This is a genomic window from Ruegeria sp. CK2, assembly GCF_056536585.1.
Genome location: NZ_JBQFPW010000001.1, coordinates 438,534 through 463,719, shown reverse-complemented (window position 1 = coordinate 463,719; position 25,186 = coordinate 438,534). Strand labels below are relative to the sequence as shown.

Annotated in this window: 27 protein-coding genes; 19 read left to right on the top strand and 8 right to left on the bottom strand. The window is 57.5% G+C overall.

Features of this window, described 5'->3' with window-relative positions; translation table 11 throughout:
• Both ACR0BU_RS02270 and ACR0BU_RS02265 read left to right on the top strand, forming a co-directional pair.
• The gene (locus tag ACR0BU_RS02270; protein ID WP_480734969.1) at positions 1 to 1,164 is read left to right on the top strand and encodes a M20 aminoacylase family protein; all 1,164 of its coding nucleotides are present in this window, start codon (positions 1 to 3) and stop codon (positions 1,162 to 1,164) included.
• A gap of 22 nt (positions 1,165 to 1,186) precedes the next feature.
• Positions 1,187 to 2,350, top strand: a complete 1,164-nt coding sequence (locus ACR0BU_RS02265) for a M20 aminoacylase family protein (protein WP_480734970.1) — start codon at positions 1,187 to 1,189, stop codon at positions 2,348 to 2,350.
• Between the two features lie 81 nt (positions 2,351 to 2,431).
• On the opposite strand, the gene ACR0BU_RS02260 is transcribed toward ACR0BU_RS02265, so the two are convergent.
• Both ACR0BU_RS02260 and moaA read right to left on the bottom strand, forming a co-directional pair.
• Entirely contained in the window at positions 2,432 to 3,721 is a 1,290-nt protein-coding gene (locus tag ACR0BU_RS02260) for a 3-deoxy-D-manno-octulosonic acid transferase (protein ID WP_480734972.1), read from the bottom strand.
• A 1-nt stretch (position 3,722) separates the two neighbouring features.
• Positions 3,723 to 4,730, bottom strand: a complete 1,008-nt coding sequence (gene moaA, locus ACR0BU_RS02255; protein ID WP_480734974.1) for a GTP 3',8-cyclase MoaA — start codon at positions 4,728 to 4,730, stop codon at positions 3,723 to 3,725.
• A 90-nt stretch (positions 4,731 to 4,820) separates the two neighbouring features.
• On the opposite strand from moaA, the gene ACR0BU_RS02250 reads away from it, so the two are divergent.
• Positions 4,821 to 5,243 carry a hypothetical protein gene (locus ACR0BU_RS02250; RefSeq protein WP_480734975.1) on the top strand — a complete coding sequence of 141 codons (423 nt, stop codon included), beginning with the start codon at positions 4,821 to 4,823 and terminating at the stop codon, positions 5,241 to 5,243.
• Here ACR0BU_RS02250 and ACR0BU_RS02245 read toward each other — a convergent pair.
• From ACR0BU_RS02245 to glmU, 5 genes are read right to left on the bottom strand one after another with little or no spacing between them, the layout of a single operon-like run.
• Positions 5,225 to 5,917, bottom strand: a complete 693-nt coding sequence (locus tag ACR0BU_RS02245; protein ID WP_299079930.1) for a DNA alkylation repair protein — start codon at positions 5,915 to 5,917, stop codon at positions 5,225 to 5,227. The genes ACR0BU_RS02250 and ACR0BU_RS02245 overlap by 19 nt on opposite strands.
• Before the next feature lie 6 nt (positions 5,918 to 5,923).
• On the bottom strand, positions 5,924 to 6,466 hold the full coding sequence (locus ACR0BU_RS02240; RefSeq protein WP_480734977.1) for a pyridoxamine 5'-phosphate oxidase family protein: 543 nt from the start codon (positions 6,464 to 6,466) through the stop codon (positions 5,924 to 5,926).
• A gap of 42 nt (positions 6,467 to 6,508) precedes the next feature.
• Entirely contained in the window at positions 6,509 to 6,865 is a 357-nt protein-coding gene (locus ACR0BU_RS02235) for a hypothetical protein (protein WP_480734979.1), read from the bottom strand.
• A 19-nt stretch (positions 6,866 to 6,884) separates the two neighbouring features.
• On the bottom strand, positions 6,885 to 8,708 hold the full coding sequence (gene glmS, locus ACR0BU_RS02230; protein ID WP_480734981.1) for a glutamine--fructose-6-phosphate transaminase (isomerizing): 1,824 nt from the start codon (positions 8,706 to 8,708) through the stop codon (positions 6,885 to 6,887).
• A gap of 5 nt (positions 8,709 to 8,713) precedes the next feature.
• On the bottom strand, positions 8,714 to 10,066 hold the full coding sequence (gene glmU / locus ACR0BU_RS02225) for a bifunctional UDP-N-acetylglucosamine diphosphorylase/glucosamine-1-phosphate N-acetyltransferase GlmU (protein WP_480734983.1): 1,353 nt from the start codon (positions 10,064 to 10,066) through the stop codon (positions 8,714 to 8,716).
• A gap of 134 nt (positions 10,067 to 10,200) precedes the next feature.
• Between glmU and ACR0BU_RS02220 the strand changes: the two genes are divergently transcribed.
• The 4 genes from ACR0BU_RS02220 (at position 10,201) to ACR0BU_RS02205 (ending at position 14,202) form a co-directional block, all read left to right on the top strand.
• On the top strand, positions 10,201 to 10,872 hold the full coding sequence (locus tag ACR0BU_RS02220) for an HAD-IA family hydrolase (RefSeq protein ID WP_298933075.1): 672 nt from the start codon (positions 10,201 to 10,203) through the stop codon (positions 10,870 to 10,872).
• 39 nt (positions 10,873 to 10,911) lie between these two features.
• On the top strand, positions 10,912 to 12,111 hold the full coding sequence (locus tag ACR0BU_RS02215; protein ID WP_480734985.1) for a DegT/DnrJ/EryC1/StrS family aminotransferase: 1,200 nt from the start codon (positions 10,912 to 10,914) through the stop codon (positions 12,109 to 12,111).
• Between the two features lie 117 nt (positions 12,112 to 12,228).
• On the top strand, positions 12,229 to 12,951 hold the full coding sequence (locus ACR0BU_RS02210) for an EF-hand domain-containing protein (RefSeq protein ID WP_480734987.1): 723 nt from the start codon (positions 12,229 to 12,231) through the stop codon (positions 12,949 to 12,951).
• Between the two features lie 87 nt (positions 12,952 to 13,038).
• The gene (locus ACR0BU_RS02205) at positions 13,039 to 14,202 is read left to right on the top strand and encodes an isovaleryl-CoA dehydrogenase (protein ID WP_298933066.1); all 1,164 of its coding nucleotides are present in this window, start codon (positions 13,039 to 13,041) and stop codon (positions 14,200 to 14,202) included.
• Between the two features lie 51 nt (positions 14,203 to 14,253).
• Here the strand turns inward: ACR0BU_RS02205 and ACR0BU_RS02200 are convergent, their stop codons facing one another.
• Complete coding sequence (locus ACR0BU_RS02200) at positions 14,254 to 14,859, bottom strand: OmpW/AlkL family protein (protein WP_298933064.1); 606 nt, start codon at positions 14,857 to 14,859, stop codon at positions 14,254 to 14,256.
• A 154-nt stretch (positions 14,860 to 15,013) separates the two neighbouring features.
• On the opposite strand from ACR0BU_RS02200, the gene ACR0BU_RS02195 reads away from it, so the two are divergent.
• From ACR0BU_RS02195 to ACR0BU_RS02140, 12 genes are all read left to right on the top strand, one after another.
• Positions 15,014 to 16,522, top strand: a complete 1,509-nt coding sequence (locus tag ACR0BU_RS02195) for an AMP-binding protein (protein WP_480735797.1) — start codon at positions 15,014 to 15,016, stop codon at positions 16,520 to 16,522.
• Entirely contained in the window at positions 16,519 to 17,034 is a 516-nt protein-coding gene (locus tag ACR0BU_RS02190; protein WP_480734988.1) for a hypothetical protein, read from the top strand. Before ACR0BU_RS02195 ends, ACR0BU_RS02190 begins: the two co-directional genes overlap by 4 nt.
• Positions 17,031 to 18,635 (top strand): carboxyl transferase domain-containing protein, encoded by a 1,605-nt coding sequence (locus tag ACR0BU_RS02185; protein ID WP_480734990.1) that lies wholly within the window; start codon positions 17,031 to 17,033, stop codon positions 18,633 to 18,635. Before ACR0BU_RS02190 ends, ACR0BU_RS02185 begins: the two co-directional genes overlap by 4 nt.
• A 1-nt stretch (position 18,636) precedes the next feature.
• A complete protein-coding gene (locus ACR0BU_RS02180; RefSeq protein WP_480734991.1) occupies positions 18,637 to 19,062 on the top strand; it encodes an ASCH domain-containing protein in 426 nt (141 codons plus the stop codon).
• A 5-nt stretch (positions 19,063 to 19,067) separates the two neighbouring features.
• Positions 19,068 to 21,002, top strand: a complete 1,935-nt coding sequence (locus ACR0BU_RS02175; protein WP_480734993.1) for an acetyl/propionyl/methylcrotonyl-CoA carboxylase subunit alpha — start codon at positions 19,068 to 19,070, stop codon at positions 21,000 to 21,002.
• The gene (locus ACR0BU_RS02170) at positions 20,999 to 21,622 is read left to right on the top strand and encodes a glutathione S-transferase family protein (RefSeq protein WP_299885481.1); all 624 of its coding nucleotides are present in this window, start codon (positions 20,999 to 21,001) and stop codon (positions 21,620 to 21,622) included. The genes ACR0BU_RS02175 and ACR0BU_RS02170 overlap by 4 nt, the downstream gene beginning before the upstream one ends.
• 48 nt (positions 21,623 to 21,670) lie before the next feature.
• Positions 21,671 to 22,522, top strand: coding sequence for a hydroxymethylglutaryl-CoA lyase (locus ACR0BU_RS02165; RefSeq protein ID WP_299885478.1), 852 nt, complete (start codon positions 21,671 to 21,673; stop codon positions 22,520 to 22,522).
• A gap of 1 nt (position 22,523) precedes the next feature.
• Positions 22,524 to 23,312: a crotonase/enoyl-CoA hydratase family protein gene (locus tag ACR0BU_RS02160; RefSeq protein WP_300067896.1), complete on the top strand. Its 789-nt coding sequence runs from the start codon at positions 22,524 to 22,526 to the stop codon at positions 23,310 to 23,312.
• A gap of 187 nt (positions 23,313 to 23,499) precedes the next feature.
• A complete protein-coding gene (locus tag ACR0BU_RS02155; protein WP_120635912.1) occupies positions 23,500 to 23,865 on the top strand; it encodes an NADH-quinone oxidoreductase subunit A in 366 nt (121 codons plus the stop codon).
• On the top strand, positions 23,856 to 24,389 hold the full coding sequence (locus ACR0BU_RS02150) for a NuoB/complex I 20 kDa subunit family protein (RefSeq protein ID WP_037307875.1): 534 nt from the start codon (positions 23,856 to 23,858) through the stop codon (positions 24,387 to 24,389). Before ACR0BU_RS02155 ends, ACR0BU_RS02150 begins: the two co-directional genes overlap by 10 nt.
• A gap of 13 nt (positions 24,390 to 24,402) precedes the next feature.
• Positions 24,403 to 25,008 carry an NADH-quinone oxidoreductase subunit C gene (locus tag ACR0BU_RS02145; RefSeq protein WP_480734994.1) on the top strand — a complete coding sequence of 202 codons (606 nt, stop codon included), beginning with the start codon at positions 24,403 to 24,405 and terminating at the stop codon, positions 25,006 to 25,008.
• Complete coding sequence (locus ACR0BU_RS02140) at positions 25,008 to 25,181, top strand: hypothetical protein (protein WP_010442775.1); 174 nt, start codon at positions 25,008 to 25,010, stop codon at positions 25,179 to 25,181. The genes ACR0BU_RS02145 and ACR0BU_RS02140 overlap by 1 nt, the downstream gene beginning before the upstream one ends.
• Positions 25,182 to 25,186: the final 5 nt, after the last annotated feature.

The following is a 25,186-nucleotide window of genomic DNA, read 5'->3' as shown; positions in this document are numbered from 1 at the left end:
ATGCCGATCAAGAACCGCCTTGCAGAAATGCACGAAGAAATCACCGGCTGGCGGCGTGACATTCATCAGCACCCAGAAATCCTGTATGACACGCACCGCACCAGCGCTTTGGTTGCCGAAAAACTGAAAGAATTCGGCTGTGATGAGGTGGTGAACGGAATAGGTCGCACCGGCGTGGTAGGGGTGATCCGGGGCAAGTCGGATACCCGAGGACGTGCCATCGGATTGCGTGCCGATATGGACGCGCTGCCGATGCAAGAACAGACCGGGTTGGAATACGCCTCGCAGACTCCAAACGCCATGCATGCTTGCGGCCATGACGGCCATACAGCAATGGTGCTGGGGACGGCCAAGTATCTGGCTGAGACGCGGAATTTCGACGGCACGGCGGTTGTGATCTTCCAGCCCGCCGAAGAAGGCGGCAACGGGGCCGAGGCCATGTGCAAAGATGGTCTGATGGATCGGTTTGGCATTCAGGAAGTCTATGCCATGCACAACGTGCCCGGCGTTCCCACGGGTCAGTTTGCCATCCGCTCGGGGCCCTTGCTGGCGGCGGCGGATGAGTTTGAAATTCATCTGGAAGGGCGGGGTGGCCATGCGGCGAAACCCCATGACACCGTGGATACAACCGTGATGTTGTCTCAGTTGATTGTTGCGTTGCAAACCGTGGTGTCGCGCAATGCGGATCCGATCCAGCAGGGCGTTTTGTCGGTGACATCCGTGGAGACATCCTCAAAGGCGTTCAACGTGATCCCGCAATCTGCGAGCGTGAACGGAACGGTGCGAACCCATTCTAACGAGATGCGCGACCTGATCGAAAAGCGCCTGACAGAAATTGCGGAAGGGATTGCTGCTACCATGGGCGGGACCGCGACTGTCGCCTATAAGCACGGCGTTCCAGTGACAATCAATGCTGAGGAACAGACAGGTTATGCCGAAGAGGTCGCGATCTCGGTTGGTGGCAGCTGCGACGAAGCACCGATGGTGATGGGGGGCGAGGACTTTTCCTTCATGCTCGAAGAGCGCCCTGGCGCGTTCATTATTTTGGGTAATGGCGACACAGCAGGGCTGCATCACCCGGAATACAATTTCAACGACGAGATCATACCGATCGGATGCTCGTGGTTAGCCGAAATGGTCGAGCGCCGGATGCCGGCAGCTTGAAGTGAATTAGGAGAGAGACAGTATGCCAGTTAAAAACCGCTTTGCTGAGTTGCAGGATGAAATCACAACTTGGCGACGTGACATGCACGAAAACCCGGAAATCCTGTTCGACACTCATCGCACAAGTGCTCTGGTTGCCGAAAAGCTGAAAGAATTCGGTTGTGATGAGGTCGTCACTGGGATTGGTCGAACCGGTGTGGTCGGCGTGATCAAGGGCAAGGCTGATTCCTCTGGGAAAGTCATCGGGTTGCGCGCCGATATGGATGCTCTGCCAATCCATGAGGCCACGGGATTGGATTATGCTTCAAAAACGCCCGGAGCCATGCATGCATGTGGTCATGACGGGCATACCGCGATGTTGTTGGGGGCCGCCAAGTACCTTTCCGAAACCCGCAATTTCGATGGCACTGTTGTGGTGATCTTCCAGCCCGCCGAAGAAGGCGGAGGCGGTGGCCGCGAGATGTGCGAAGACGGCATGATGAACCGCTGGAACATCCAGGAAGTTTATGGAATGCACAATTGGCCAGGCAAACCGGTCGGAAGCTTCTCGATTCGCCCCGGCGCTTTCTTTGCGGCGACGGATCAGTTCGACATCACATTCGAAGGACGTGGAGGTCACGCAGCCAAACCGCATGATACTGTGGACACCACAATCATCGCGGCGAAAGCGGTCCTGGCGCTGCAAACGATTGCGTCGCGCAACGCTGATCCGATTGATCAGGTGGTCGTTTCGGTCACATCGTTCGAAACTTCGTCGAAAGCGTTCAACGTTATCCCGCAGACCGTGCAGATCAAAGGCACAGTGCGCACGATGAGCAAGGATATGCGCGATCTGGCCGAAAAGCGCATCAATGAGATCTGTAATGGTGTCGCAGCCACGTTTGGCGGCACGGCAGATGTTACTTACATCCGTGGCTATCCGGTCATGGTCAACAGTGACGAACAGACCGATTTTGCTGCCGATGTCGCACGCTCGATCTCGGGCAGTTGCGAAGAAGCGCCGTTGGTGATGGGTGGCGAGGACTTTGCCTTCATGCTCGAAGAGCGCCCCGGCGCCTATATTCTGGTTGGCAATGGTGACACCGCGATGGTGCATCATCCTGAGTATAACTTTAATGATGAGGCCATTCCGGCCGGGTGCAGCTGGTGGGCGGAAATTGTCGAACAGCGGATGCCCGCGGCCTAGGGATGGCCTGGGCAAGCGAGGGGCCAGCCCCTCGCGCTCCCCGAGATAGTTTTAGCCAGATGAAGGAGCGAGTCGTGTGCGTCAGGTGAGATCAAGGCGCTTGCACAGCGTGTCCAAGACCGAGTCCAGAGCATCTTCCTGCGTCTTCACACAGGCGCTTGCGGCGGCTTGAGCTTCACGCAGCGCGCTTTCAACTGTAAGCCATCGTTCAACTGTTTCGCTGAGGTCTTGTGCCGATTGAACTTTGATGGCACCGCCGCTTTTCACCAAAGGTGCAAAGGTTTCTGCGAAGTTGAAGTATCCCGGACCTGTGATCACGGCGGCGCCGGCTTGCGCTGGCTCAAAAGGGTTATGGCCGCCGATTTCCTTCAGCGATCCACCAAGGAACACAATTGGGCAAAGCGCGTACCAGGTGCCGGTTTCGCCTAGCGTGTCAGCCACATAGACTTGAATTGTCTCAGTTATCGGTTCGGCGGCCATGCGGAAAGAAGCTGTCAGCCCGGCCTGTTTCAGTATCGCGGCCACGTCGTCACGACGGTCCGGGTGGCGCGGGATCAATAAAAGCAGGAGGTTGGGCCAACGTTTCAAAAGACGCGTGTGTGCAGCCAGAACCGTTTCTTCCTCGCCATCATGGGTGGAGCTGGCAATCCAGACCGGCCGCCCAGAGATTTCTTTGCGAATGCCATCCAGAACATCTTGGTCCACGGGTAACGGATCGGACATGGCTTTAAGGTTGGTGCCGCGCTGGACATGATCGGGGTTTGCCCCTAAGCCGATCAGGTTTCCGGCGGTCCTGTCGTTTTGGGTCAGAAACAGGCGGAAACTGTCCAGAATAAAGCGTGCGGTTTGGGGGCGTTGCGACCAACCTTTCACGGACTTCTCGGACAAGCGCGCATTGAGCAAGGCCAATGGCACGCCTCGCCGGGCGCTTTCGACGATCAGTCGCGGCCAAATCTCGCTTTCGACAAAGATACCGGCGTTGGGTTGCCAATGATCCAGAAAACGTTTTACGGGGCCGCCGGTATCCAGCGGTGGGTATTGATGCCGTGTGCGCGTGGGCAGGCGCTTTTCGATCAAGGCTGCAGAGGTCGGCGTGCCCGAGGTGATAAGGAAATGCGCGTCAGGCAACCTGTCCCCCATGCGCTTGATCAGGCTAAGCACCGACAGGCTTTCGCCGACACTGGCGGCGTGAAACCATATCAACTGACCATCGGGGCGGGGCAAGGAGGCATGACCCAAGCGTTCGCGTTGACGTGCGACGGACACGTCTGCCGCTTGTAGCTTCTTTTGAATTGTGCGCCATGCCAGTGGTTCAACAAGCGAGGTCAGGCCGCAATACAGCCGATACAGCAGCGTCGGACGTTCAGGCATCTCAGCCGCCTGTATGGCTCATGTGGCGGCTCATCTGACCATCGATCGTTTGGCGCGAATAGTCGAAATCATGGCCTTTCGGCTTGAGATTGATCGCCGCGCGAATTGCGTTTTCAAGTGGTTCTTCCGAATCGAGGTGATCACGCAATGGCGCGCGCAGGTCAGCCATGTCTTCCTGACCCAGGCACATATACAGCTCACCGGTGCAGGTCAGGCGCACCCGATTGCAGCTTTCGCAGAAATTGTGGGACAGCGGAGTGATGAAGCCGATTTTCTGACCGGTTTCTTCAAGGCGTACATACCGCGCAGGGCCACCGGAGCGTTCAGCCAGATCGCTGACCGTATAGTGGTTTTCGTACTCAGCCCGCACATCTTTGAGGGACCAGTATTGGTCCAGACGATCTTCGTTGCCGATATCGCCCATGGGCATGACCTCGATCCATGTCAGATCCATATCACGTTCGGCGCACCATTCGGTGATCTTTGGCAGCTCGGGTTCGTTGAACCCTTTTAGGGCCACGGCGTTGATTTTGACGCGCAATCCCGCTTTTTGTGCCGCGTCGATACCATTTAAGACCTGTTTCAGACGACCCCAGCGCGTTACGCGGCCAAACTTGTCTTCATCGAGCGTATCCAGCGAGACATTCACCCGTCGCACGCCTGCCGCATAGAGATCATCGGCAAAGCGATGCAATTGCGATCCGTTGGTGGTCAGCGTCAGTTCTCTCAATGCGCCGCTGTCCAGATGGCGTGTCATGGCGTTAAAAAACGTCATGATATTGCGGCGCACCAATGGCTCACCACCGGTAATGCGCAGCTTCTCGATGCCCATTTTGACAAAGGTTGAACACATCCGGTCCAGCTCTTCCAGCGTCAACAGGTCTTTCTTGGGCAGAAAGGTCATGTTTTCGGACATGCAATAGACGCAGCGAAAGTCGCAGCGGTCCGTGACGGAGACGCGGAGATATGTGATGGCGCGTGCGAACGGGTCAATAAGCGGAGCTGTCATTCGGTATAGGTAAAGCTGGAACTTGTCCGCGACAAGGGTGAACTGTGCTTTGCGCTGGTACAGATGCGCACAGGGCTGTAGGTTTCAGACATGAGATACGTGCTTTTGATATCATGTGTTGTGCTTGGTGGATGCGACGCAATTCGGTCCACGACAGACCGCGTTTTCGGAAAAGATGAGGCACCCGCCGAAACAACGTCTGCGGCGGTTGAGGCTGACACTGAAACGCCAGACCCTGCGCCGGTTTCGGCGTCTGCGGGCTGGGTCGGCGCCAGGACGACTATTGCTGGTCTGGGCGATCCGTCCACCCCCGGTCGCTGGATGCAGACGCCACTTGTTGATGCGGAAGTTACTGCGCGCGTTGTTGTCCCGAAAACCGGTGCACAGGCTTATATCACTCTGGTTCCCGCACCGGGACCAGCCGGCAGCGGAAGCCGATTGTCGGTGGATGCAATGCGGGCGCTATTGGTGCCATTTGACGAATTGGTTGAAGTTCAGGTCTTCGTCGATTGATCCTTCAGGTACTTGCCCGCTTCGCGGCGGGCAAAGGGCTTCATGGCGTCACCCTGGTTTTCTAGAAATGCAATCACACGGTCCGGGTCGTGTTTGGACAATTCGCGCAACCACCAAGCAATCGCTTTCTGAATGAACCAATCACGATCCTGCACATAGCTTGCAGCCCAGCCGAGCACCCGATCTCGATGTAGGAGGTCATCAGGTTTTGGATGGTTCTGTTTGGTCCAGGGCAGGGTGGCCACCAGCGCCGCCCGGCGCGTCCACATATGATCTGACGTCGTCCAAAGCTCGACCTGATCCAAGCGCTCCGGGTCGGCCGACAGACGTTTCTGCATCGCCATGCAGGCGTGGTCTGCGACCGCCCATGCGTCGAAGTCCGGTAACCAGCTTTGCAACAGGCTCCAAACCTCGGCATCGGGGCGGATGCGCGCTTGGGTCAGCAGTTTTGCTGCAGCAAGACGCGCCTCGTGGATGTTGGTTTTCCAAAGCGCACCCGCGAGTTCCACACGTGCTGGCACGTCCAATTCTTGCCGCCACATCTTGGTCAAGTCGTTCAGAACCGGGTTTGCGACGCCCAAATGGGGTCGATCTGCCTTGTGATACGCCGCCATCTGTTTTGCGCGTTCAGGGTCGGCGTGGGCTTTGATCTGGTTCAGATACGCGTCCATCATGGTTGGTTAGCCCAGAATTCCAGTGGGTTTGCCGTCGATTGTATGTTGGTTTTTCTCAACCCAATAGGCGCGAATATCGTCGTCCGATTTGCCATCAACCCATTTTTGCATCGTGTCCCGTTCGGACTGATACTCCATGAAAGGGACGGCATAACCACAAGAGGTTTGGACCAGATCGACAGTCAGGTCGTAGATCTGCCGCGCGCTGCGATGATAGGGAAACTGCTGGGCCATTTCAGCCCAATCTTCGTCCCCGGTCTGGATCATGCGGGCGGCGCCATAGGTGCGCAAGATCAGCGGGCGGGTGGTGAAAGAGCACCACATCAACGTCATGCGATTTACGTCCAGCAAATGCCCGGCAGTTTCATTTCCGCTGCCGGTCAGGTTCATCCAGACAATCCGATTGGGTCCCAGAACCCGCAATGAATCCATACCCTTGGGTGAGATGTTTACACGCCCCTCGGTGCCCGCAGAGCCAACAAAGAACATGTGCTGGTCTTCAATGAATTTTTGGTGCGCGACATCGATTTGTGGGAATTGCTTGGCCATTGGGCTCTCCACCGTGACTGTCAATTTCGGAGCGGCTGCGCCTCAGATCTTGCGACCCCTGTCCTTTTGGTACTGTGCCAGAAGCGCGTCCAGATGCTTTGGATACGTCTTGTAGCCTGTAAAGACAAACGGATCATCATCCTTGGGGCCCAGAGTGGCCTGCTCGCGATCCCAGCATTGTGCCCAGTCTTCCAAGTGTTCTTTCAGGTCCTGAAGGCCCGCACCCAATGTGTCGTCTGGTCCAAAACCTTCGGCCGCGATTAAGTCGAGGATGGCTTGATTGTTTTCTCTCAGCTTTCTGGCATGAAGGAATGTTCGCCCATTGCTCAGGTACAGCTCGTATTCCTGTTTCGAGCTGCGCATCAGACGCAAAAGGGTCCGGATGTCAGTGTCGTTCAAGTTGCTGGTCCCAAAGTGATCATTCCACGGTGACAGATTTCGCGAGGTTGCGCGGCTGATCGACATCTGTGCCCTTGGCGACGGCTGTGTGATAGGCCAGCAGTTGTGCCGGAACCGAATACAGGATCGGCGCCAGGTTAGGGTGGATATGAGGCATGCGGATCGTGCTCCAGACGCCATCCTCAGCCTCGGCGATGCCGTCATCATCAGATACAAGGATGACCTTGCCCTTCCGCGCCATCACTTCTTGCATGTTGGACACAGTCTTGTCGAAAACAGCGTCGCGCGGTGCCATGACAACCACTGGCATATGCTTGTCGATCAGGGCGATGGGGCCGTGTTTCAGCTCGCCCGATGCATACCCTTCGGCGTGGATATAGCTGATTTCCTTGAGCTTCAGCGCACCTTCCATCGCAAGCGGATACATCAGGCCACGGCCCAAAAACAGAACGTCGCGTGCTTCGGACAAGCGCTGGGCGGATTTGCGGATGGCCCGGTTCTGGTCCAATGCCGTATTGAGCACCGAAGGCAATCCGCGCAGGGCTGCCGCGTGATCGGCGATTTCCTCATCGGTCAACGTGCCTCGGTCCGCCGCAGCCTTCAGTGCCAGCATCAGCAGAACGCTCAGTTGGCACGTGAAGGCCTTGGTCGAGGCAACGCCAATCTCGACACCCGCGTGAATTGGCAAAGCCACATCGCTTTCCCGCGCAATCGAGCTTTCAGGGACGTTCACAACCGAGACGATCTTGTCAGCTCTGCCATCGCAATAGCGTAGTGCCGCCAGCGTGTCGGCAGTCTCACCCGATTGGCTGACGAACAGGGCTAAGGTGCGGTCAGTGATCGGTGGTTCGCGATACCGAAACTCGCTGGCGATATCGACCTCGACTGGCATTTTGGCCAGCTGCTCGAACCAGTATTTCGCCGTGAGGCAGGCATAAAACGCTGTGCCACAGGCGACCATGGTCAGGCGGTCTAGCTTGGTGAAATCGAGATCTGTATCGGGGAGAATCACCTTATCGCCGCCGGTGGGCATATAGGATCTGATCGCTTCCGCCACCACAACGGGTTGTTCGGCGATTTCCTTGGCCATGAAATGCTTGTGCTCGCCCTTGTCGGCCCGCGCATGATCCAGTTTGATTTTGCGCATTTCGCGGTTGGCCAACTCACCAACCTCGTTGCGGATTTCCAACGAAGTGCGGGTCAGAACGGCGCGGTCGCCTTCTTCCAGATAGGTGATCTTGTTTGTCAGAGGGGCCAGAGCAATGGCATCAGATCCCACATACATTTCACCATCTCCGTGACCGATGGCCAAGGGTGAGCCTTTGCGCGCGGCCACGATCAAATCGCCCTGACCGTCGAACAAAAAGGCCAGCGCGAAAGCACCCTGCAGCCGGTCGATGGTATTGAACGCAGCCTCAACGGGCGACATACCGGATTTGAGGAAATGTTCCGCCATCAGGGCGACGGTTTCAGTATCGGTTTCGGTTTCGAAGCCGATGCCATGCTCTGCAAGTTCTGAGCGCAGTTCCCGGTAGTTCTCGACGATCCCGTTGTGCACGACAGCCACCGGACCAGCCTTGTGCGGGTGGGCATTGTTGACCGAAGGTGCCCCGTGTGTGGCCCAGCGGGTATGGCCGATCCCGGATTTGCCGGGCAGGGGATCATGTACCAGCAAGTCGCTCAAGTTGACCAGTTTTCCAACAGCGCGCCTGCGCCCCAAGGCACCGTCGTTGACGGTCGCAATCCCCGCGCTGTCATAGCCTCGATATTCGAGCCGTTTGAGCGCCTCGACCAGTATGGGGGCAGCTTCATGCTGTCCCAGAACGCCTACAATGCCACACATAGGTCTCAGGCTCCTTTGCTTAGGCGAGCCTTCTTCGCCTTTAACATGTCAAACAATTTACGCGCATACCCCAGTTTGTTGTCCTGTCGGGCGCGGGCCACGGCCAGGGCATCTGGTTCTACGTCCCGGGTCACAACGGTTCCCGTCGCAGTCATCGCACCATCGCCCAGCGTCACCGGGGCCACCAGCATGGTGTTCGAGCCGATGAAGACGTTTTCACCAATCGTGGTTTGGTGCTTCATCACGCCATCATAGTTGCAGGTGATGGTCCCGGCGCCGATATTCGTCGCAGCGCCAACGGTGGCATCGCCGATATAGCTCAGGTGATTGACCTTGGCCCCTTCGGCGATCTCGGCATTTTTGATTTCGACAAAGTTGCCGATCCGCGCGTTTTCGGCCAATTCGGCACCGGGTCGCAATCGGGCATAGGGGCCAACGATAGCCCCGCGGCTGACATGACAACCTTCCAGATGCGAGAACGCCCGGATCGTTGCGCCGCTTTCGACAGTCACACCGGGGCCAAAGACCACGTTGGGTTCAATCACGCAATCGCGTCCAATGACGGTGTCAGCCGCCAGATAAACAGATTCCGGGGCCATCAGCGTCACGCCCAGACCCAACAGTTCGATACGCGCGCGCGCTTGAAATACAGCATCCGCTGCCGCCAGATCAGCGCGGGAATTGACGCCCAATGTTTGGCCTTCGTCGCAAGCGACTGCCGTCACGGTCAGCCCCTTGCCCCGGGCGATTTCCACCACATCGGTCAGGTAGTATTCACCTGATGCGTTGTCGTTTCCAACCGCGGCAAGCAGGTCAAACAATGTCTTTGCGTTGCATGCTAAAAGACCTGAATTGCAAAAGGTTATGGATCGTTCTTGTTCCGTGGCGTCTTTGAATTCCACGATCCGTTCCAAAGTTTCGCCCTGCATTACAAGACGTCCGTACCGTCCGGGGTCGGCGGCTTCGAACCCAAGGATGACCAGATCATTCTGGGCCCGGGCTTCGATCATCCTCTCTAACGTGTCGGGCTGCAAAAATGGCGTGTCACCATAAAGGACAACAACGTCACCATCGAAGCCATCCAGCGCCGCGCGGGCCTGAGCGACCGCATGCGCTGTGCCAAGCTGTTCCTCCTGCAGGGCGACCTGTGCCGTTTCATCCTCGGCCTGGGCGACTTTGGCCACAGCTTCTGATCCATGGCCCGTGACGATAACGGTGCGTTCCGGCGACAGCATTGCACCCGCCCGCATCGCGTGAACCAGCATGGGTGCCTGGGCGATAGGATGCAGAACTTTTGGAACATCCGAATTCATCCTGGTGCCTTTCCCGGCGGCAAGGATGACAAGGGCAATGGTCATGAAATCAATTTCTCTTTTGTTTTGTCGCAGTCCGTTTTATCCGCTGAGGGCAAAGGCGCAAGCGGTTCGGCCATCAAACAAGGTTGCCGTTTTGAAATACGACATGGCGAAAACCCGCCGAGGCAGGAGAAAAAATGCGAACAGTCATCTTCGATCTGGACGGCACATTGGCGGATACGTCAGGCGATTTGCTGGCGGCGGCGAACCATTGTTTTCGTCACATGGGGCATGGTGATGTGTTGGTTCACGGGCAGGATGCAGGTGTTGCGCTGCGCGGTGGCCGGATGATGTTGACCCATGGCCTAAAGCGGGTCGGGGCTTTTCAAGAGCGGACTGTTCTCGACTACTACCCGATGCTGCTGAAGGCTTATTCCGAAGCTATCGATACACATACAACCTTCTACCCCGGCGCATTGCAGGCGGTCGATCTGCTGAAAGGCGCTGGTTACGGTGTTGGCATCTGTACCAACAAGCCCGAGGCGCTGGCCGAGCTATTGCTAACCCGCATGGGCGTTCGCGACCGGTTCGCGTCGCTGGTCGGGGCAGATACGCTGACCGTGCGCAAGCCAGACCCTGAACCACTGCGTGAGGCGGCTCGCCGCGCTGGCGGAGATCCGGAGTTATGCGTCTTGATCGGGGATTCGGATACCGACCGAAACACCGCGCGGGCCGCAGGGGTTCCCTCGGTTCTGGTCACATTTGGCCCGTCCGGTGATGACATGGCGGCTCTGGAGCCAGAGGCTTTGCTGCATCATTTCGATGATTTACCCGGAATGGTTCCGGGATTGATCGGTGCGGCTGCTTGATCCCTTGACCCAGGCCCTGTGCGGCCCCACAACAATGCCATGACTGAGACATTTACCGGCAGTTTCACCCAACAGGAACCTATCCCCGACGACGCGATCGAGGCCGCATTGGCGGTGCTGCGTCACGGGCGCCTGCATCGTTACAACATTGCCCCCGGAGAGCTGGGGGAGACCGCCTTGCTAGAACAGGAGTTCGCGGCCCAAATGGGGGCGAAATACTGCCTTGCAGTGTCGTCCGGTGGCTATGCGATGGCGACCGCGCTGCGGGCGGTGGGAGTGCAGCCGGGCGATCGGGTTTTGACCAATGCATTTACTCTGGCGCCGGTGCCAGGGGCGATCGCGTCGGTTGGGGCCAAGCCGGTTTTTGTTGGCGTGACCGAAGGCCTGACCATCGATCTGGATGATCTGGACAGTAAGCTCGGACAGGCGCGGGTCCTCATGCTCAGCCATATGCGTGGGCATTTGTGCGACATGGACCGGCTGATGGAGCTGTGCGACACGGCGGGTGTCACCGTGATAGAAGACTGTGCACATACCATGGGGGCGGCTTGGCGCGGGCAATTGTCCGGGCGTCAGGGCGCTATCGGGTGCTATTCCTGTCAGACGTATAAACACGTCAATTCAGGCGAAGGTGGTCTGCTGATCACAGATGATGAGGAATTGGCGGCCAAAACAACAATGCTATCTGGGTCCTACATGCTGTACGAACGCCATTTGGCTGCACCTGGCCCAGAGGTGTTTGACCGGATCAAGTACACCACACCCAATGTCTCGGGCCGAATGGACAATTTGCGCGCTGCGATCCTTCGCCCACAATTGCGTGATCTGGATCGACAGGTGAATCGATGGAACGAACGTTACCGCGAGATCGAAACAGGTTTGCGGGGAACACCGGGCCTGCAGGTGGTGGAGCGCCCCGAGGATGAGACCTATGTTGGGTCTTCAATCCAGTTTCTCTTGCTGGACTGGTCAGCGGACCGCATAGCTGACGTCATCAGCCGCTGCGCCAACCGCGGTGTCGAGTTGAAATGGTTTGGTGGGGCAGAGCCGACCGGGTTCACGTCGCGCTATGACAGTTGGCGTTATGCTGACAGCGCGCCCATGCCGACCAGCGACAGGGTGCTTGCTGGGATCATCGACATGCGCGTCCCATTGACGTTTTCATTGGAAGATTGCCGCCTGATTGCTCGGATCATTCGGGATGAAGTGACGCGCATCCACAACCAGGTGGCGTTCTGAAGTCGCTAATCGGTTTGTCTGGACACGAATTTCCTCGTGTCTGGACGGTATCCTGCTAGCAATCTGAGGTGCCCCAGCGTTTTTGGCCGGGCACGCTATCAACATCATTGCGAAACCATGCGTAAAGAGAAGAAATCAGAATCCCTCGAAGTCAGGCTCAGCCTGTCAGAGAAAAATGCGTTTGCATCGCGGGTTGAATCCCGTGGTGAAACCATGAGCGCCGCGTTGCGCCGATTGATTGCCGAAGATGGCGTGCCTCATTCAAAAACGAAGGAGGCCTCGACCTTGAAAAAGATTACTATCGCCGCGTCACCGGTGGTCCTGACGGTCGCTATTCTTGCCGCAGTGTCACTGGCCGGAGCGTCGGCAAAAACCGACTTCGCGGGCAATTTCCGTGCGAAAGACACGAACGGCGACGGTTTTGTTGATCGCATGGAAATGCTGCAGCACATGACACAGCAAGCAGCCGAAGTGAATTTGCCCAGCGATTGCGATGGAACCGAATTGGCTAAGGTTTGGTCGATGTCACCACAAGAATTGGCGGAGGATGCGATCAGTTTTTCGGATGCCGACAACGATGGACGCATTACCCTGTCCGAAGTTGTAGCTGCGAACGAACGTTTCAGGGCAGACGATTTTACGTCGGCGGATACAAACGAAGATGGTTTTGTGAGCCTGGCTGAGTTGGAATTCGGTTTTCGAGAAGATGAAGCGAAAGTCAGCGCCGAATGCAGAGCGGCCATTGGCATGCATAGCGCGGCCCGCGCCCCTGAGATTTTAAAGCAACTCGATACGGATGGCGACGGCCGGATCAGCCTGGGGGAGTTCGTCAACCACTGACACAGTATTCTGACTGGACAGCAATCTCTTGCGTCGCTATTAATGAACGAATGTTCAATTATTTTTGGCGACGTACGGGAAAGCAATATGTTCCAGGCAACGATGCAATTTGATCTGGGTGAAGATGTAAACGCGCTGCGCGAAATGGTGCATCGCTGGGCGCAAGAACGGGTCAAGCCGATGGCGGCAGAGGTCGATGCCTCTAACGCCTTTCCCAATGAATTGTGGAAAGAGATGGGGGAGCTTGGCCTGTTGGGCGTGACCGTGCCTGAAGAGTATGGCGGTGCGGGAATGTCCTATCTCGCACATACGATTGCTGTGGAAGAGGTCGCGCGCGCATCGGCCTCGGTGTCATTGTCTTACGGAGCGCACTCAAACTTGTGTGTGAACCAAATCAAGCTGAACGGGACTGAAGAGCAAAAGCAGAAGTATCTGCCGCGTCTGATCTCAGGCGACCATGTCGGTGCTTTGGCCATGTCCGAAGCCTCGGCCGGGTCTGATGTCGTGTCGATGAAGCTGCGCGCGGAAAAGCGTAACGATCATTATCGTCTGAACGGGAACAAATACTGGATCACCAACGGGCCGGATGCGGATACGCTGGTCGTCTATGCCAAAACCGATCCGGATGCGGGGTCCAAGGGAATCACCGCCTTCCTGATCGAGAAGGAGATGAAGGGATTTTCCACGTCTCCCCATTTCGACAAGCTTGGCATGCGCGGGTCAAACACGGCCGAGCTGATCTTTGAAGATGTCGAAGTCCCATTCGAAAGTGTTCTGGGCGAAGAGGGTAAGGGCGTTGCCGTTCTTATGTCGGGCCTGGACTATGAACGCGTGGTACTGGCTGGGATCGGCACTGGGATCATGGCCGCCTGCCTGGATGAGATCATGCCGTACCTGGCTGAACGCAAGCAGTTTGGCAAACCCATCGGCAGCTTCCAACTGATGCAGGGCAAGATTGCCGATATGTATACAGCGATGAACTCAGCACGCGCCTACATCTATGAAGTCGCGAAAGCTTGCGATCGTGGAGATGTCACGCGCCAGGACGCGGCGGCGTGCTGCCTCTACGCCTCGGAACAGGCGATGGTTCAGGCGCATCAGGCCGTTCAGGCGATGGGCGGAGCCGGGTTCCTTGCGGACTCGGCGGTCAGCCGAATTTTCCGGGATGCCAAGCTAATGGAAATTGGGGCGGGAACCAGCGAAATCCGCCGGATGCTGATCGGGCGCGAGTTGATGAACGAAGTTCTCTGAGAAAAAAACGCCCCGCAGACGAGGTCACTGCGGGGCGATCCGATCAAAGGATCAGAAGCGATGAACGTAAGACAGGCCGATCAGCCAGGGATCGATTTCTGCCGTGCCAATATTGGCGCCGTCCAACGTGACATCCGAGTCGATATCGAACCAGCGCACGTTCAGACGCACAGCGCCCTTGTCGGTGATCGCGTAGTCCAGACCGGCCTGCAACGAGACGCCGAAGGAGTTGTCCACCTTCAGATCGCCCAGCGAGGACTGCTCGTCAAAGAAAATGGTATAGTTCAGACCCGCGCCAACATACGGCTTCCAGGCCGTGTTGGTCGGGATATGATAGTTCAGCGACAAAGTCGGCGGCAGGTGCTTGACACTGCCAGCATCGGTGCTTCCACCAAGGGTGATATCGTGGCTGAACGGGGTAGCAGCCAGCAGCTCGATGCCCAGGTTGTCACGGATGAAGTATTCGGCCGTAAAGATCGGGCGCGTGTCTGCATCGATCTCGGCGTTCAGGCCCGCAAGGGTACCGTTGTCCGATTTCGGGTCCAGATAACCGACACCAATACCAAGCGTCCAGTCACCCTGCGATTGGGCAAATGCGGGAACGGCCAAAGCCACCAGCGCGGTGGACAGGGTCAAAGCGGCGAGTTTCTTTGTCATTGTCTTGCCTTTGGTTGTGTTGATGTCCTTGGCTTCGCAGCAAAGCGTTCGGCAAACTCTGATCTGCATCAAATCTGTGTGAAGTTCTCGGGTGCGCCTGTGTTGCGAACTGCCCACAAAACAAAGGAAATGCGCTTTGGTAGACGCTAGACGCATGCCGGGTTTGCGTTCTGAGGGTAGCTGGGACATCCCGGATCAGCTGAACATGGCGCGTCAGTGCCTGAACCACCCGTCCGATCAGGTGGCCCTGATCGATTTGACCGGGTCGTCTCGCGACGACATCATGTACGGCCAGCTGTCGCAGATGACCGACGGTATTGCGCGCGGGTTGTTGTCAAAGGTGCAGCCGGGGGATCGTGTTGGTGTGTTGCTCAGTCAATCGCCGTGGTGTGCGGCGGCACATCTGGCGATCTGGAAAATCGGTGCGATATCTGTGCCCTTGTTCAAGCTGTTCAAACAGGATGCTTTGCGGTCGCGTATCAGCGATGCCGGGGTGCGAATTGTTCTGACGGATGAGCAGGGCGCAGATTTGGTTGGCGATCTAGCCGAACCTCTCATTGCCGCAAACACCGCCGAGCCCGGCCCAAACCTTCCATTTGCCGCTACTGGACCTAATGACCCCGCCGTGTTGATCTATACATCGGGAACAACCGGCAGCCCCAAAGGCGCGCTCCATGGGCATCGGGTGCTGACCGGGCACCTTCCGGGCGTGTCGATCAGCCACGATCACCTGCAAGGCGGAGATTGCCTGTGGACGCCAGCGGACTGGGCCTGGATCGGTGGGTTGTTCGACGTGCTGATGCCCGGGCTGGCGCTGGGTATTCCGGTCGTCGCGGCGCGGTTGGAGAAATTCACGCCTGAGGCCTGCGCCGACGTGATTGAGCGTGGTGGTGTGCGGAATGTGTTCTTTCCTCCGACAGCGTTGCGGATGCTCAAAGCGGCGGATCAGGCGATCCCCGGTTTGCGTTCGGTTGCGTCAGGGGGTGAGCCGCTGGGGGCCGAGATGCTGGCCTGGGGACAGCAGGCGTTTGGCCTGACGATCAACGAATTTTACGGGCAGACCGAATGCAATATGGTCGTATCCTCCTGCGCCGAGGATTTCCCTGTTCAACCCGGCTGCATCGGCAAGCCGGTGCCGGGGCATGAGGTGGCAGTTGTCGACGAGTATGGCAATCCGACCGAGGAAGAGGGGGACGTGGCCATCCAGCGCGGCACGGCCTCGATGATGTTGGAATACTGGAACCGGCCCAAGGCGACGGCTGAAAAGTACCGGGGCGACTGGCTGATCACTGGTGATCGCGGCGTATGGGAGGGGGATTATCTGCGTTTCGTCGGTCGTGAGGATGATGTGATTACATCCGCCGGCTATCGCATCGGCCCGGCCGAGATCGAAGACTGCCTGCTGACCCACCCTGCGGTGGCGACGGTCGGAGTGGTCGGCAAGCCCGATCCGCTGCGCACCGAGATCGTCAAGGCTTATGTCGTTTTAAAGCCGGAGGTCGAAGCCTCGGCCTCGGAGTTGCAGGACTGGGTCAAGGACCGTCTGGCGCAATATTCCTACCCGCGTGAAGTGGCGTTTCTGGCGGAACTGCCGATGACGGTAACAGGTAAGGTGATCCGCAAGGAATTGAAGGCGCGGGCGATGGCGGAGGTAAGTCAGTGAAAGCAATTGTGAAGACACTGCTCTTAGCAGTGGTGGGGTTTGCACAGATGTCTGGCGTGCTAGCCGCCAAGGAGGTCAAACTCAGTGCCGGTTCCCTTCTGCAATTCTGTTCCGACAGTATTCCCAATACTGAACTGGCGACTATTATGGATGGCGAGTGCGTTAGCCACGCTCGCAAAATGTGCGAATATGCATATGACCTAGCAAAGAACGAATATTGTCTTGTTGAAGTCACTGCTTGGATGCGGCGTGATGCTGACATCCGCTGGCAGCGGCTTCCCGAAGGGCAAAAGTTAGGCTTCGAAAGCCTTCCAACAGCAAAAGAACTCTTCGAAAGCGAAATTGGTCTTGGACTTGTCTTGCCGCTGCCTGATTGCAGTAAAATTGACGTCGAGGGTGTCTCAGAAGAGACGGTATGCTCCTATACAGATGCTTTGGCAGGCTGGCGCACATCCCGAATAATCGAGCGATCCTGGCTATCCGAAACTGAGAACTTAATAGAGGTGCCATGAAACTCACATCCAAAGTTATGCCCGCCTCCGAAGGCTTTAACACAAACCGCACGGCCCATCTCGACGCGCTGGCGCAAATCTCCACTGCTGCCGAAGCGGCTCGTATGGGCGGTGGTGAAAAATCCCGTGCGCGGCATGAATCGCGGGGCAAGATGCTCCCGCGTCGTCGGGTGGCGAACCTATTGGACCCGGGATCTCCGTTTCTGGAAATCGGGGCAACGGCGGCGTATGGGATGTATGGTGACGCCGCGCCTTGTGCCGGGGTGATCGCAGGCATTGGCCGGGTGCAGGGGTGCGAGGTCATGGTGGTCTGCAACGACGCCACCGTGAAGGGCGGCACCTACTACCCGACGTCGGTTAAGAAACACCTGCGGGCGCAGGAGATTGCCGAGGAAAACCATCTGCCATGTATCTATCTGGTCGACAGTGGCGGCGCGAACCTGCCCAATCAGGACGAGGTTTTCCCCGACCGCGACCACTTTGGCCGCATCTTCTACAATCAGGCGCGGATGAGCGCGAAGGGTATCCCTCAGATCGCTGTCGTCATGGGATCATGTACGGCCGGCGGAGCTTATGTGCCTGCGATGTCGGATGTAACGATCATCGTGAAAGAGCAAGGAACGATCTTTCTGGCCGGGCCACCGCTGGTCAAGGCGGCGACCGGAGAGGTGGTCAGCGCCGAAGACTTGGGCGGTGGCGATGTGCATACGCGCCTGTCCGGTGTGGCGGATTACCTTGCCGAAGACGATGCCCATGCGCTCGCCCTGGCGCGGCGGGCGGTTCTGTCTTTGAACCTGAGCAAGCCGCAGACGGTAGATTGGGCCAACCCGGAAGATCCAGGCTATGACCCTGAGGAGATCCTCGGCGTGGTTCCTGCCGACCTCCGCACGCCTTATGACATCCGTGAGGTGATTGCTCGTCTGGTCGATGGCTCTCGGTTCGACGAATTCAAACCGCGCTTTGGCGAAACGCTGGTGACCGGGTTCGCCTATGTCAAAGGATGCCCCGTCGGGATCATCGCCAACAACGGCGTGTTGTTTTCTGAGGCCGCGCAAAAGGGTGCGCATTTCGTGGAGCTATGCTCGCAGCGTAAAATCCCGTTGGTCTTCCTGCAAAACATCACCGGCTTCATGGTTGGTCGCAAATACGAAAACGAAGGTATTGCGCGCCACGGTGCCAAGATGGTGACGGCTGTTGCCACGACATCAGTACCCAAGATCACCATGCTGGTGGGTGGGTCTTTCGGGGCGGGGAATTACGGCATGGCGGGGCGCGCCTATCAGCCGCGATTCCTGTGGACCTGGCCCAACTCTCGCATCTCGGTCATGGGCGGTGAGCAGGCGGCAGGCGTTCTGGCCACCGTCAAACGCGACGGGATTGAGCGGCAGGGAGGCGCATGGTCCGCCGAGGAAGAGGCTGAGTTCAAACGCCCGACCTTGGACATGTTCGAAGAACAATCCCACCCGCTCTATGCCTCGGCCCGTCTGTGGGACGATGGCATTATCGACCCGCGCAAAAGTCGGGATGTACTGGCCCTGTCGCTGAGCGCTGCTCTGAACACCCCGATCGAGGAGACACGTTTCGGCGTGTTCAGGATGTAAGATGAGCGTAAGTCTGAAAGACATTTTGGCCCGCTACCCCGGTGCACAGACATTTAAATTCGGTGACAACGCGGCGCTGAGCGCAGAGCTTCTGGCTTTGGTTCGTTCCGGCCGCAAAACAGCGACCTGCGATGCGCTCAGTAATTATCCTGATGGCAGCCCTGATATGCCGAAACCCGGCCGCCGTGATATTGCTCTGAACTGGGATGACACACCGGCTTTGGTCATTGAAACCGTAGATGTTTCGGTCCGGCGGTACTGCGATGTGACCGAGGATTTCGCTTTGGCGGAAGGTGAGAATGAAACGCTTGAAGGATGGCAGGAAGATCATCGCCGCTATTTCCAACGAAACGGTGGTTTTGATCCCGAGATGAAACTCGTGTGCGAACGGTTTCGGCTTGTGGAAGATCTGGCATTGGAAGGGTGAAGACCATGTTCAACAAAATTCTGATTGCCAATCGGGGTGAGATCGCCTGCCGGGTCATGGAGACGGCTCAGAGCATGGGCGTGTCTTGCGTCGCTGTTCATTCCGATGCGGACGCAGCAGCAAAGCATGTGCAGATGGCGGATGAGGTCGTTCATATTGGCGGTCCCGCCCCGACGGATAGCTACCTCAAGGCCGATGTGATTATTCAGGCGGCTTTGGACACGGGTGCGCGGGCAATCCATCCGGGATACGGGTTTCTGTCCGAAAATCCCGGTTTTGTGGATGCGGTCGAAGCCGCAGGTCTGACATTCATTGGTCCCTCGGCGGATGCGATCCGTAAGATGGGGCTCAAGGACGCGGCCAAAATTCTGATGGAACAAGCGGGTGTGCCCGTTGTGCCTGGGTATCACGGCGACAACCAAGACCCGGAACATCTGGCCGCGGCTGCCGACACGATCGGATATCCGGTTCTGATCAAAGCAGTCGCTGGCGGTGGCGGCAAAGGCATGCGACTGGTCGAAAATCCCGAAGACTTCGCAGCCGCATTGGATAGTGCAATGGGCGAGGCGCGGACCGCCTTTGGCAATGACGCTGTTCTGGTTGAGAAATTCGTCGCCAAGCCACGCCATATCGAAGTGCAGGTGTTCGGCGATGGCACCCATGCGGTGCATTTGTTCGAACGCGATTGCTCGTTGCAGCGTCGGCATCAGAAAGTGATCGAAGAGGCTCCGGCGCCGGGCATGACGTCCGAGATGCGCGAAGCGATGGGGCGGGCAGGTGTGTGCGCCGCCGAGGCGATTGGCTACAAAGGGGCCGGGACGGTCGAATTCATCGTTGACGCTTCGGACGGTCTGCGCCCGGATCGGTTCTGGTTCATGGAGATGAACACGCGCCTGCAGGTCGAACACCCGGTGACCGAAGCGATCACAGGTGTCGATCTGGTCGAATGGCAATTGCGGGTTGCGTCAGGTGAGAGCTTGCCGATGCAGCAAGAGGATCTGTCGATCAACGGGCATGCGTTCGAGGCGCGGCTCTATGCCGAGGATGTTCCAAAGGGTTTCTTGCCAGCGACAGGGCTGTTGACGCATCTGCGGTTCCCGGACGGGTGCCGCGCCGATAGCGGCGTGCGCGCCGGCGATACGATTAGCCCTTGGTACGACCCGATGATTTCGAAAGTTGTCGTCCATGGGCCAACACGTGCCGTCGCTCTTGAAACGTTGCATCGTGCCTTGCGCGGGACCGAGGTTGGCGGGACGGTGACCAATCTCGCGTTCCTGGGTGCGTTGACACGACATTCGGGCTTTGCGTCGGGCGACGTCGACACGGGGCTGATCGGCCGGGATATTGACGCGCTGGTTCAACAGGCCGAAGTCACGTCGTCAGCTTTTGTTGCGGCAGCGATGCACGCGCTTGATCTGGTCGAGCCCAATGATGAAACCGGGTTCACCTTGTGGTCTCCGCTGCACCGGGCCGTGCAGTTGATGCAGGACCGGGAAGTTGTGGATCTGGACGTTCAGGTCGAAGGGCCCGACCGGCAAGTTTGGCAGGTTGGCGAGGCCCAGGTGATCGCTGAACGTCATGACGGGCGGTGGAATGTCGGCGGAAGGCCAATGCCGAACGTTGCAATCTCAGGCGGCGAGATCACCGTTTTTGAGGACTATGGGCAGGTCTTTGAGAATGTTGACCCGCTGGATCGCGACGTCAGCGCAGCAGGTGATACCAACGTGATCGAAGCGCCAATGCCCGGCTTGGTCAAAGCTGTGTTCGCGACTGCGGGCCAGACCGTTTCGGAAGGTGACCGGCTGGCCATTCTTGAGGCAATGAAGATGGAGCATTCGCTGTTGGCGGCACGTGATGGCGAGGTCGCCGAAGTGCTTGTCGATGCCGGGGCACAAGTCGAGGCTGGCGCCGCGTTGGTGCGGTTGGAGGACAATGATTGAAAGCGCTGCGAGTCATAGGTTACAGCCACAGCGTCTTTTCCCGATCAGTTCGCATCGCGTTGGCTGAATTATCTCATCCCTACAGTTGGGAAGAGGTCGACCCGTTCGGTGAAGCATCCGACGATCATCCGTTCGGGCGGGTGCCGGTATTGTTTGATGGTCAGACACGTGTGTACGAAAGCTGGGCGATCCTTAGTTACCTCTATCGGATCAGCGACCGCAACCGCATCCGCGCCCCGCTTGTCGAAGCGCGCGCGGCACAGATTGCCGGAATCGTGACCTCTTACGCCTATTGGCCTTTGGTCCGGCAGGTTTACTCCCATGGCGTTTTCAGGCCGGCTTTTGACCTTGAATACGATATGTCGAAAATACAGGACGGCCTTGAACAAGCGGGTTCCGTTCTGAGCGCATTGGAGGACATAGCCGCTGAGAACCTCGTGCTTGGTTCAGGGTGTGAGCCCGAGGATTGTATCCTGTTTCCGATGATCGATGCGTTCCGGAGATATCCGGCAGCTGCGGAATTGCTTGCCCATTACCCCGCATTGAACTCATGGTGGGCACGGATGAACAATCGGGACAAAGTTGCCGAAACCTTCTGCAGGTTGGGACCCGAGGCGTGAGAACACAGTGGCGCGTCGGCAAACGATACGCAGTCAATGGAGGCTAGGATGGGTGAGCGGATAGAAATCTTCGAAGTAGGTCCACGGGACGGGCTTCAGAACGAGAAACGCGAGATCCCGGTGGCCGAGAAAGTGGCGCTGGTTGACTGCTTGTCGCGCGCCGGGTTCAGCCGGATCGAAATGGCAAGCTTTGTCTCTCCGAAATGGGTGCCGCAAATGGCTGGCAGCGCCGATGTTCTTGCCGGCATCACTAGGGCCAAAGGGGTTCGATACGCAGCGCTGACGCCGAATTTGCGCGGATACGAAGATGCGATGGCCGCCGGTGCGGATGAGATCGCCATCTTTGCCTCGGCATCCGAAGGTTTTTCTAAGGCGAATATCAACGCATCAATCGCCGAATCCATCGAACGTTTTGTTCCGATTTTGGAAGCCGCCCGCCACATCGACTTGCCGGTCAGGGGTTATGTGTCTTGCGTGACCGATTGCCCCTATGACGGGCCGACCCCGCCTGAAAAAGTGGCGGAAGTTGCTGATATTCTGTTCTCGCACGGCTGCTATGAAGTGTCGTTAGGCGATACGATTGGGCAGGGCACACCGGACAAGATTGCCCATATGTTGCTGGCGGTGCGTGAAAGGGTCCCGGTCACCCGATTGGCTGGGCATTTCCATGACACGAACGGGCGGGCGATGGACAATATTGATGCTTCGATTGCGCTTGGGGTTCGAGTCTTCGATGCGGCGATTGGTGGATTGGGGGGATGCCCCTATGCGCCAGGAGCGGCCGGGAACGTCGCAACCGAAGCCGTTGCCGCACATCTTGAACGGCTTGGATATGAAACCGGTCTGGACGCTGCGGTGCTGGAAGAGGCCGCTCAGATGGCTCAGGCGATGAGAGGCTGACATGTACGAAGCGATCACGCTCACCTCAGATGACCGGGGCGTTGCAACGCTGACCCTGAACCTTGCCGAAAAGCACAATGCAATGTCGGCCATTATGATCGCGGAACTGACGCATGCGGCGGCTGATCTGGGGAACGATCAAGACGTGCGTGTGGTCATTTTGACCGGCGCAGGCAAAACTTTTTGCGCCGGTGGTGATCTGGGCTGGATGAAAGAGCAGATGGCGGCAGATTCGGCGACACGTTTTGTCGAAGCACGCAAACTTGCGGAAATGCTGCAGGCTTTGAACATGCTAAACAAACCGTTGATTGGCGCGTTGCAGGGCAATGCCTTTGGCGGCGGCGTCGGTTTAGCCTCAGTCTGTGATGTAGCCATTGGCGTCGACAGCCTGAAGATGGGGCTGACCGAAACCCGGTTGGGGCTGATCCCGGCCACCATCGGACCTTATGTGATTGCCCGGATGGGTGAGGCGAAAGCCCGGAGGGTGTTCATGTCTGCGCGGTTGTTCGATGCGCACGAAGCGGTGGATCTGGGGTTATTGGCCAAGGTGGCGCCCGCCGATGAGCTCGACGCGGCGATCGAGGCAGAGGTTCAACCTTACCTGAGCTGCGCCCCCGGTGCGGTTGCCTCCGCAAAGGAACTTGTCCGGGAACTGGGTCCTCGTATCGATGACAGCGTGATTGATCACACCATCCAAAAACTGGTCTCCCGCTGGGAGACATCTGAAGCCCAAGAGGGGATTGGTGCGTTTTTTGACAAGCGTAACCCCGCGTGGAACAACAAAGTTTAACGCTTACCGTACAAGGCAACCTGGGGTTCACCGGTTGCGATTCTTCCTGACGTTGTCAAGCGCAGGATTGATGCGGTGTGCGCTTGTGTTCGGTTGACCCTCTGACCCCGCAGGGATAGAGAATGTCCAGTCAACACGCCAATTGACGGCGCATTCCAATAGAGGATGCGCAGGAAAGGAGCTACTAGTGGAAGACCTGCTGCGGGAATACCTCCCGATCCTGGTGTTTCTGGCCGTGGCGGTCGGTCTTGGAATCGTTTTGATTCTTGCCGCCGTTGTGCTGGCCGTCCGCAATCCTGACCCGGAAAAAGTCAGCGCCTATGAATGCGGTTTCAATGCTTTTGATGATGCGCGGATGAAATTCGACGTGCGGTTCTATCTGGTTGCGATTCTCTTCATCATCTTTGATCTGGAGATTGCGTTCCTGTTCCCTTGGGCCGTTGGGTTCAAAGACATCAGCGATGTAGGCTTCTGGTCGATGATGGTGTTCCTAGGCGTTCTGACCATCGGCTTTGCCTATGAGTGGAAGAAGGGAGCCTTGGAATGGGAGTGATGACGGGCGCAAACACTGCGGGCGTCGACAAAGAAGTCGCCACCCAGGCCCTGAACGCCGAGCTGCAGGACAAAGGGTTCCTGCTGACCTCGACCGAGGACATCATCAATTGGGCCCGTACTGGCTCACTGCACTGGATGACCTTTGGTCTGGCCTGCTGCGCGGTTGAGATGATGCACACCTCGATGCCGCGTTATGATGCGGAACGGTTTGGCATTGCGCCCCGCGCGTCTCCGCGTCAGTCGGACGTGATGATCGTGGCCGGAACGCTGACCAACAAGATGGCCCCCGCGCTGCGCAAGGTTTATGACCAGATGCCCGAGCCGCGCTATGTGATCTCTATGGGATCCTGCGCCAATGGTGGCGGATATTATCACTATTCCTATTCGGTTGTACGTGGTTGTGATCGTATCGTTCCGGTGGACATTTACGTCCCTGGCTGCCCTCCAACAGCCGAAGCGTTGCTATACGGATTGATGCAATTGCAACGCAAAATCCGCCGTACCGGCACGATCGTGCGCTAAAAGGAGGCACCGGATGAGCGAAGCACTCAAAGAACTCGGCGCCCAGCTGGAACTCAAGCGAACCGATTGTGTTCTGTCCTGGGACGTCACCCACGGTGAGCTGAACGTCGATGTGGCCCCGTCCAACCTGGTTGAGTTTATCGAATTTCTGAAATCTGATCAGAACTGCAAGTTCTCGTCTCTGGTAGATATCACTGCTGTGGACTACCCCGAGCGGGCCAAGCGGTTTGATGTGGTCTACCATTTCCTGTCCATGTACCAGAATCAGCGCATCCGTCTGCGGGTCTCGATCCGGGAAGAAGACATGGTTCCGTCGATTGTCGACGTTCACCCCTCGGCCAATTGGTTCGAGCGTGAGGTGTACGACATGTTTGGCATTCTGTTCTCGGGCCATCCGGACCTGCGGCGCATCCTGACCGACTATGGGTTCCGTGGCCATCCATTGCGCAAGGATTTCCCGACCACCGGCTATACCGAAGTTCGGTATGATGAGGCGCAAAAGCGTGTCGTGTACGAGCCGGTCTCGCTGGTGCAAGAGTACCGTCAGTTTGACTTCATGTCCCCGTGGGAAGGTGCGGAGTACATTCTGCCTGGCGATGAAAAGCAGGAGGCCGAATAATGGGTGGTATCTGGTGGCTGATCCTTTCTGCGCTGACCATCATCCCGATGGTGAAAATTCTGCCGTTTTTCGGGATCAACAAATACTGGTGTCTGCTGTGCCTGGTCCCATTTGGCACTATCGCGCTGCTGTGGTGGGTCGGTTTGAAACTTCAGGAATTGGAGCGCCGCTGAGATGC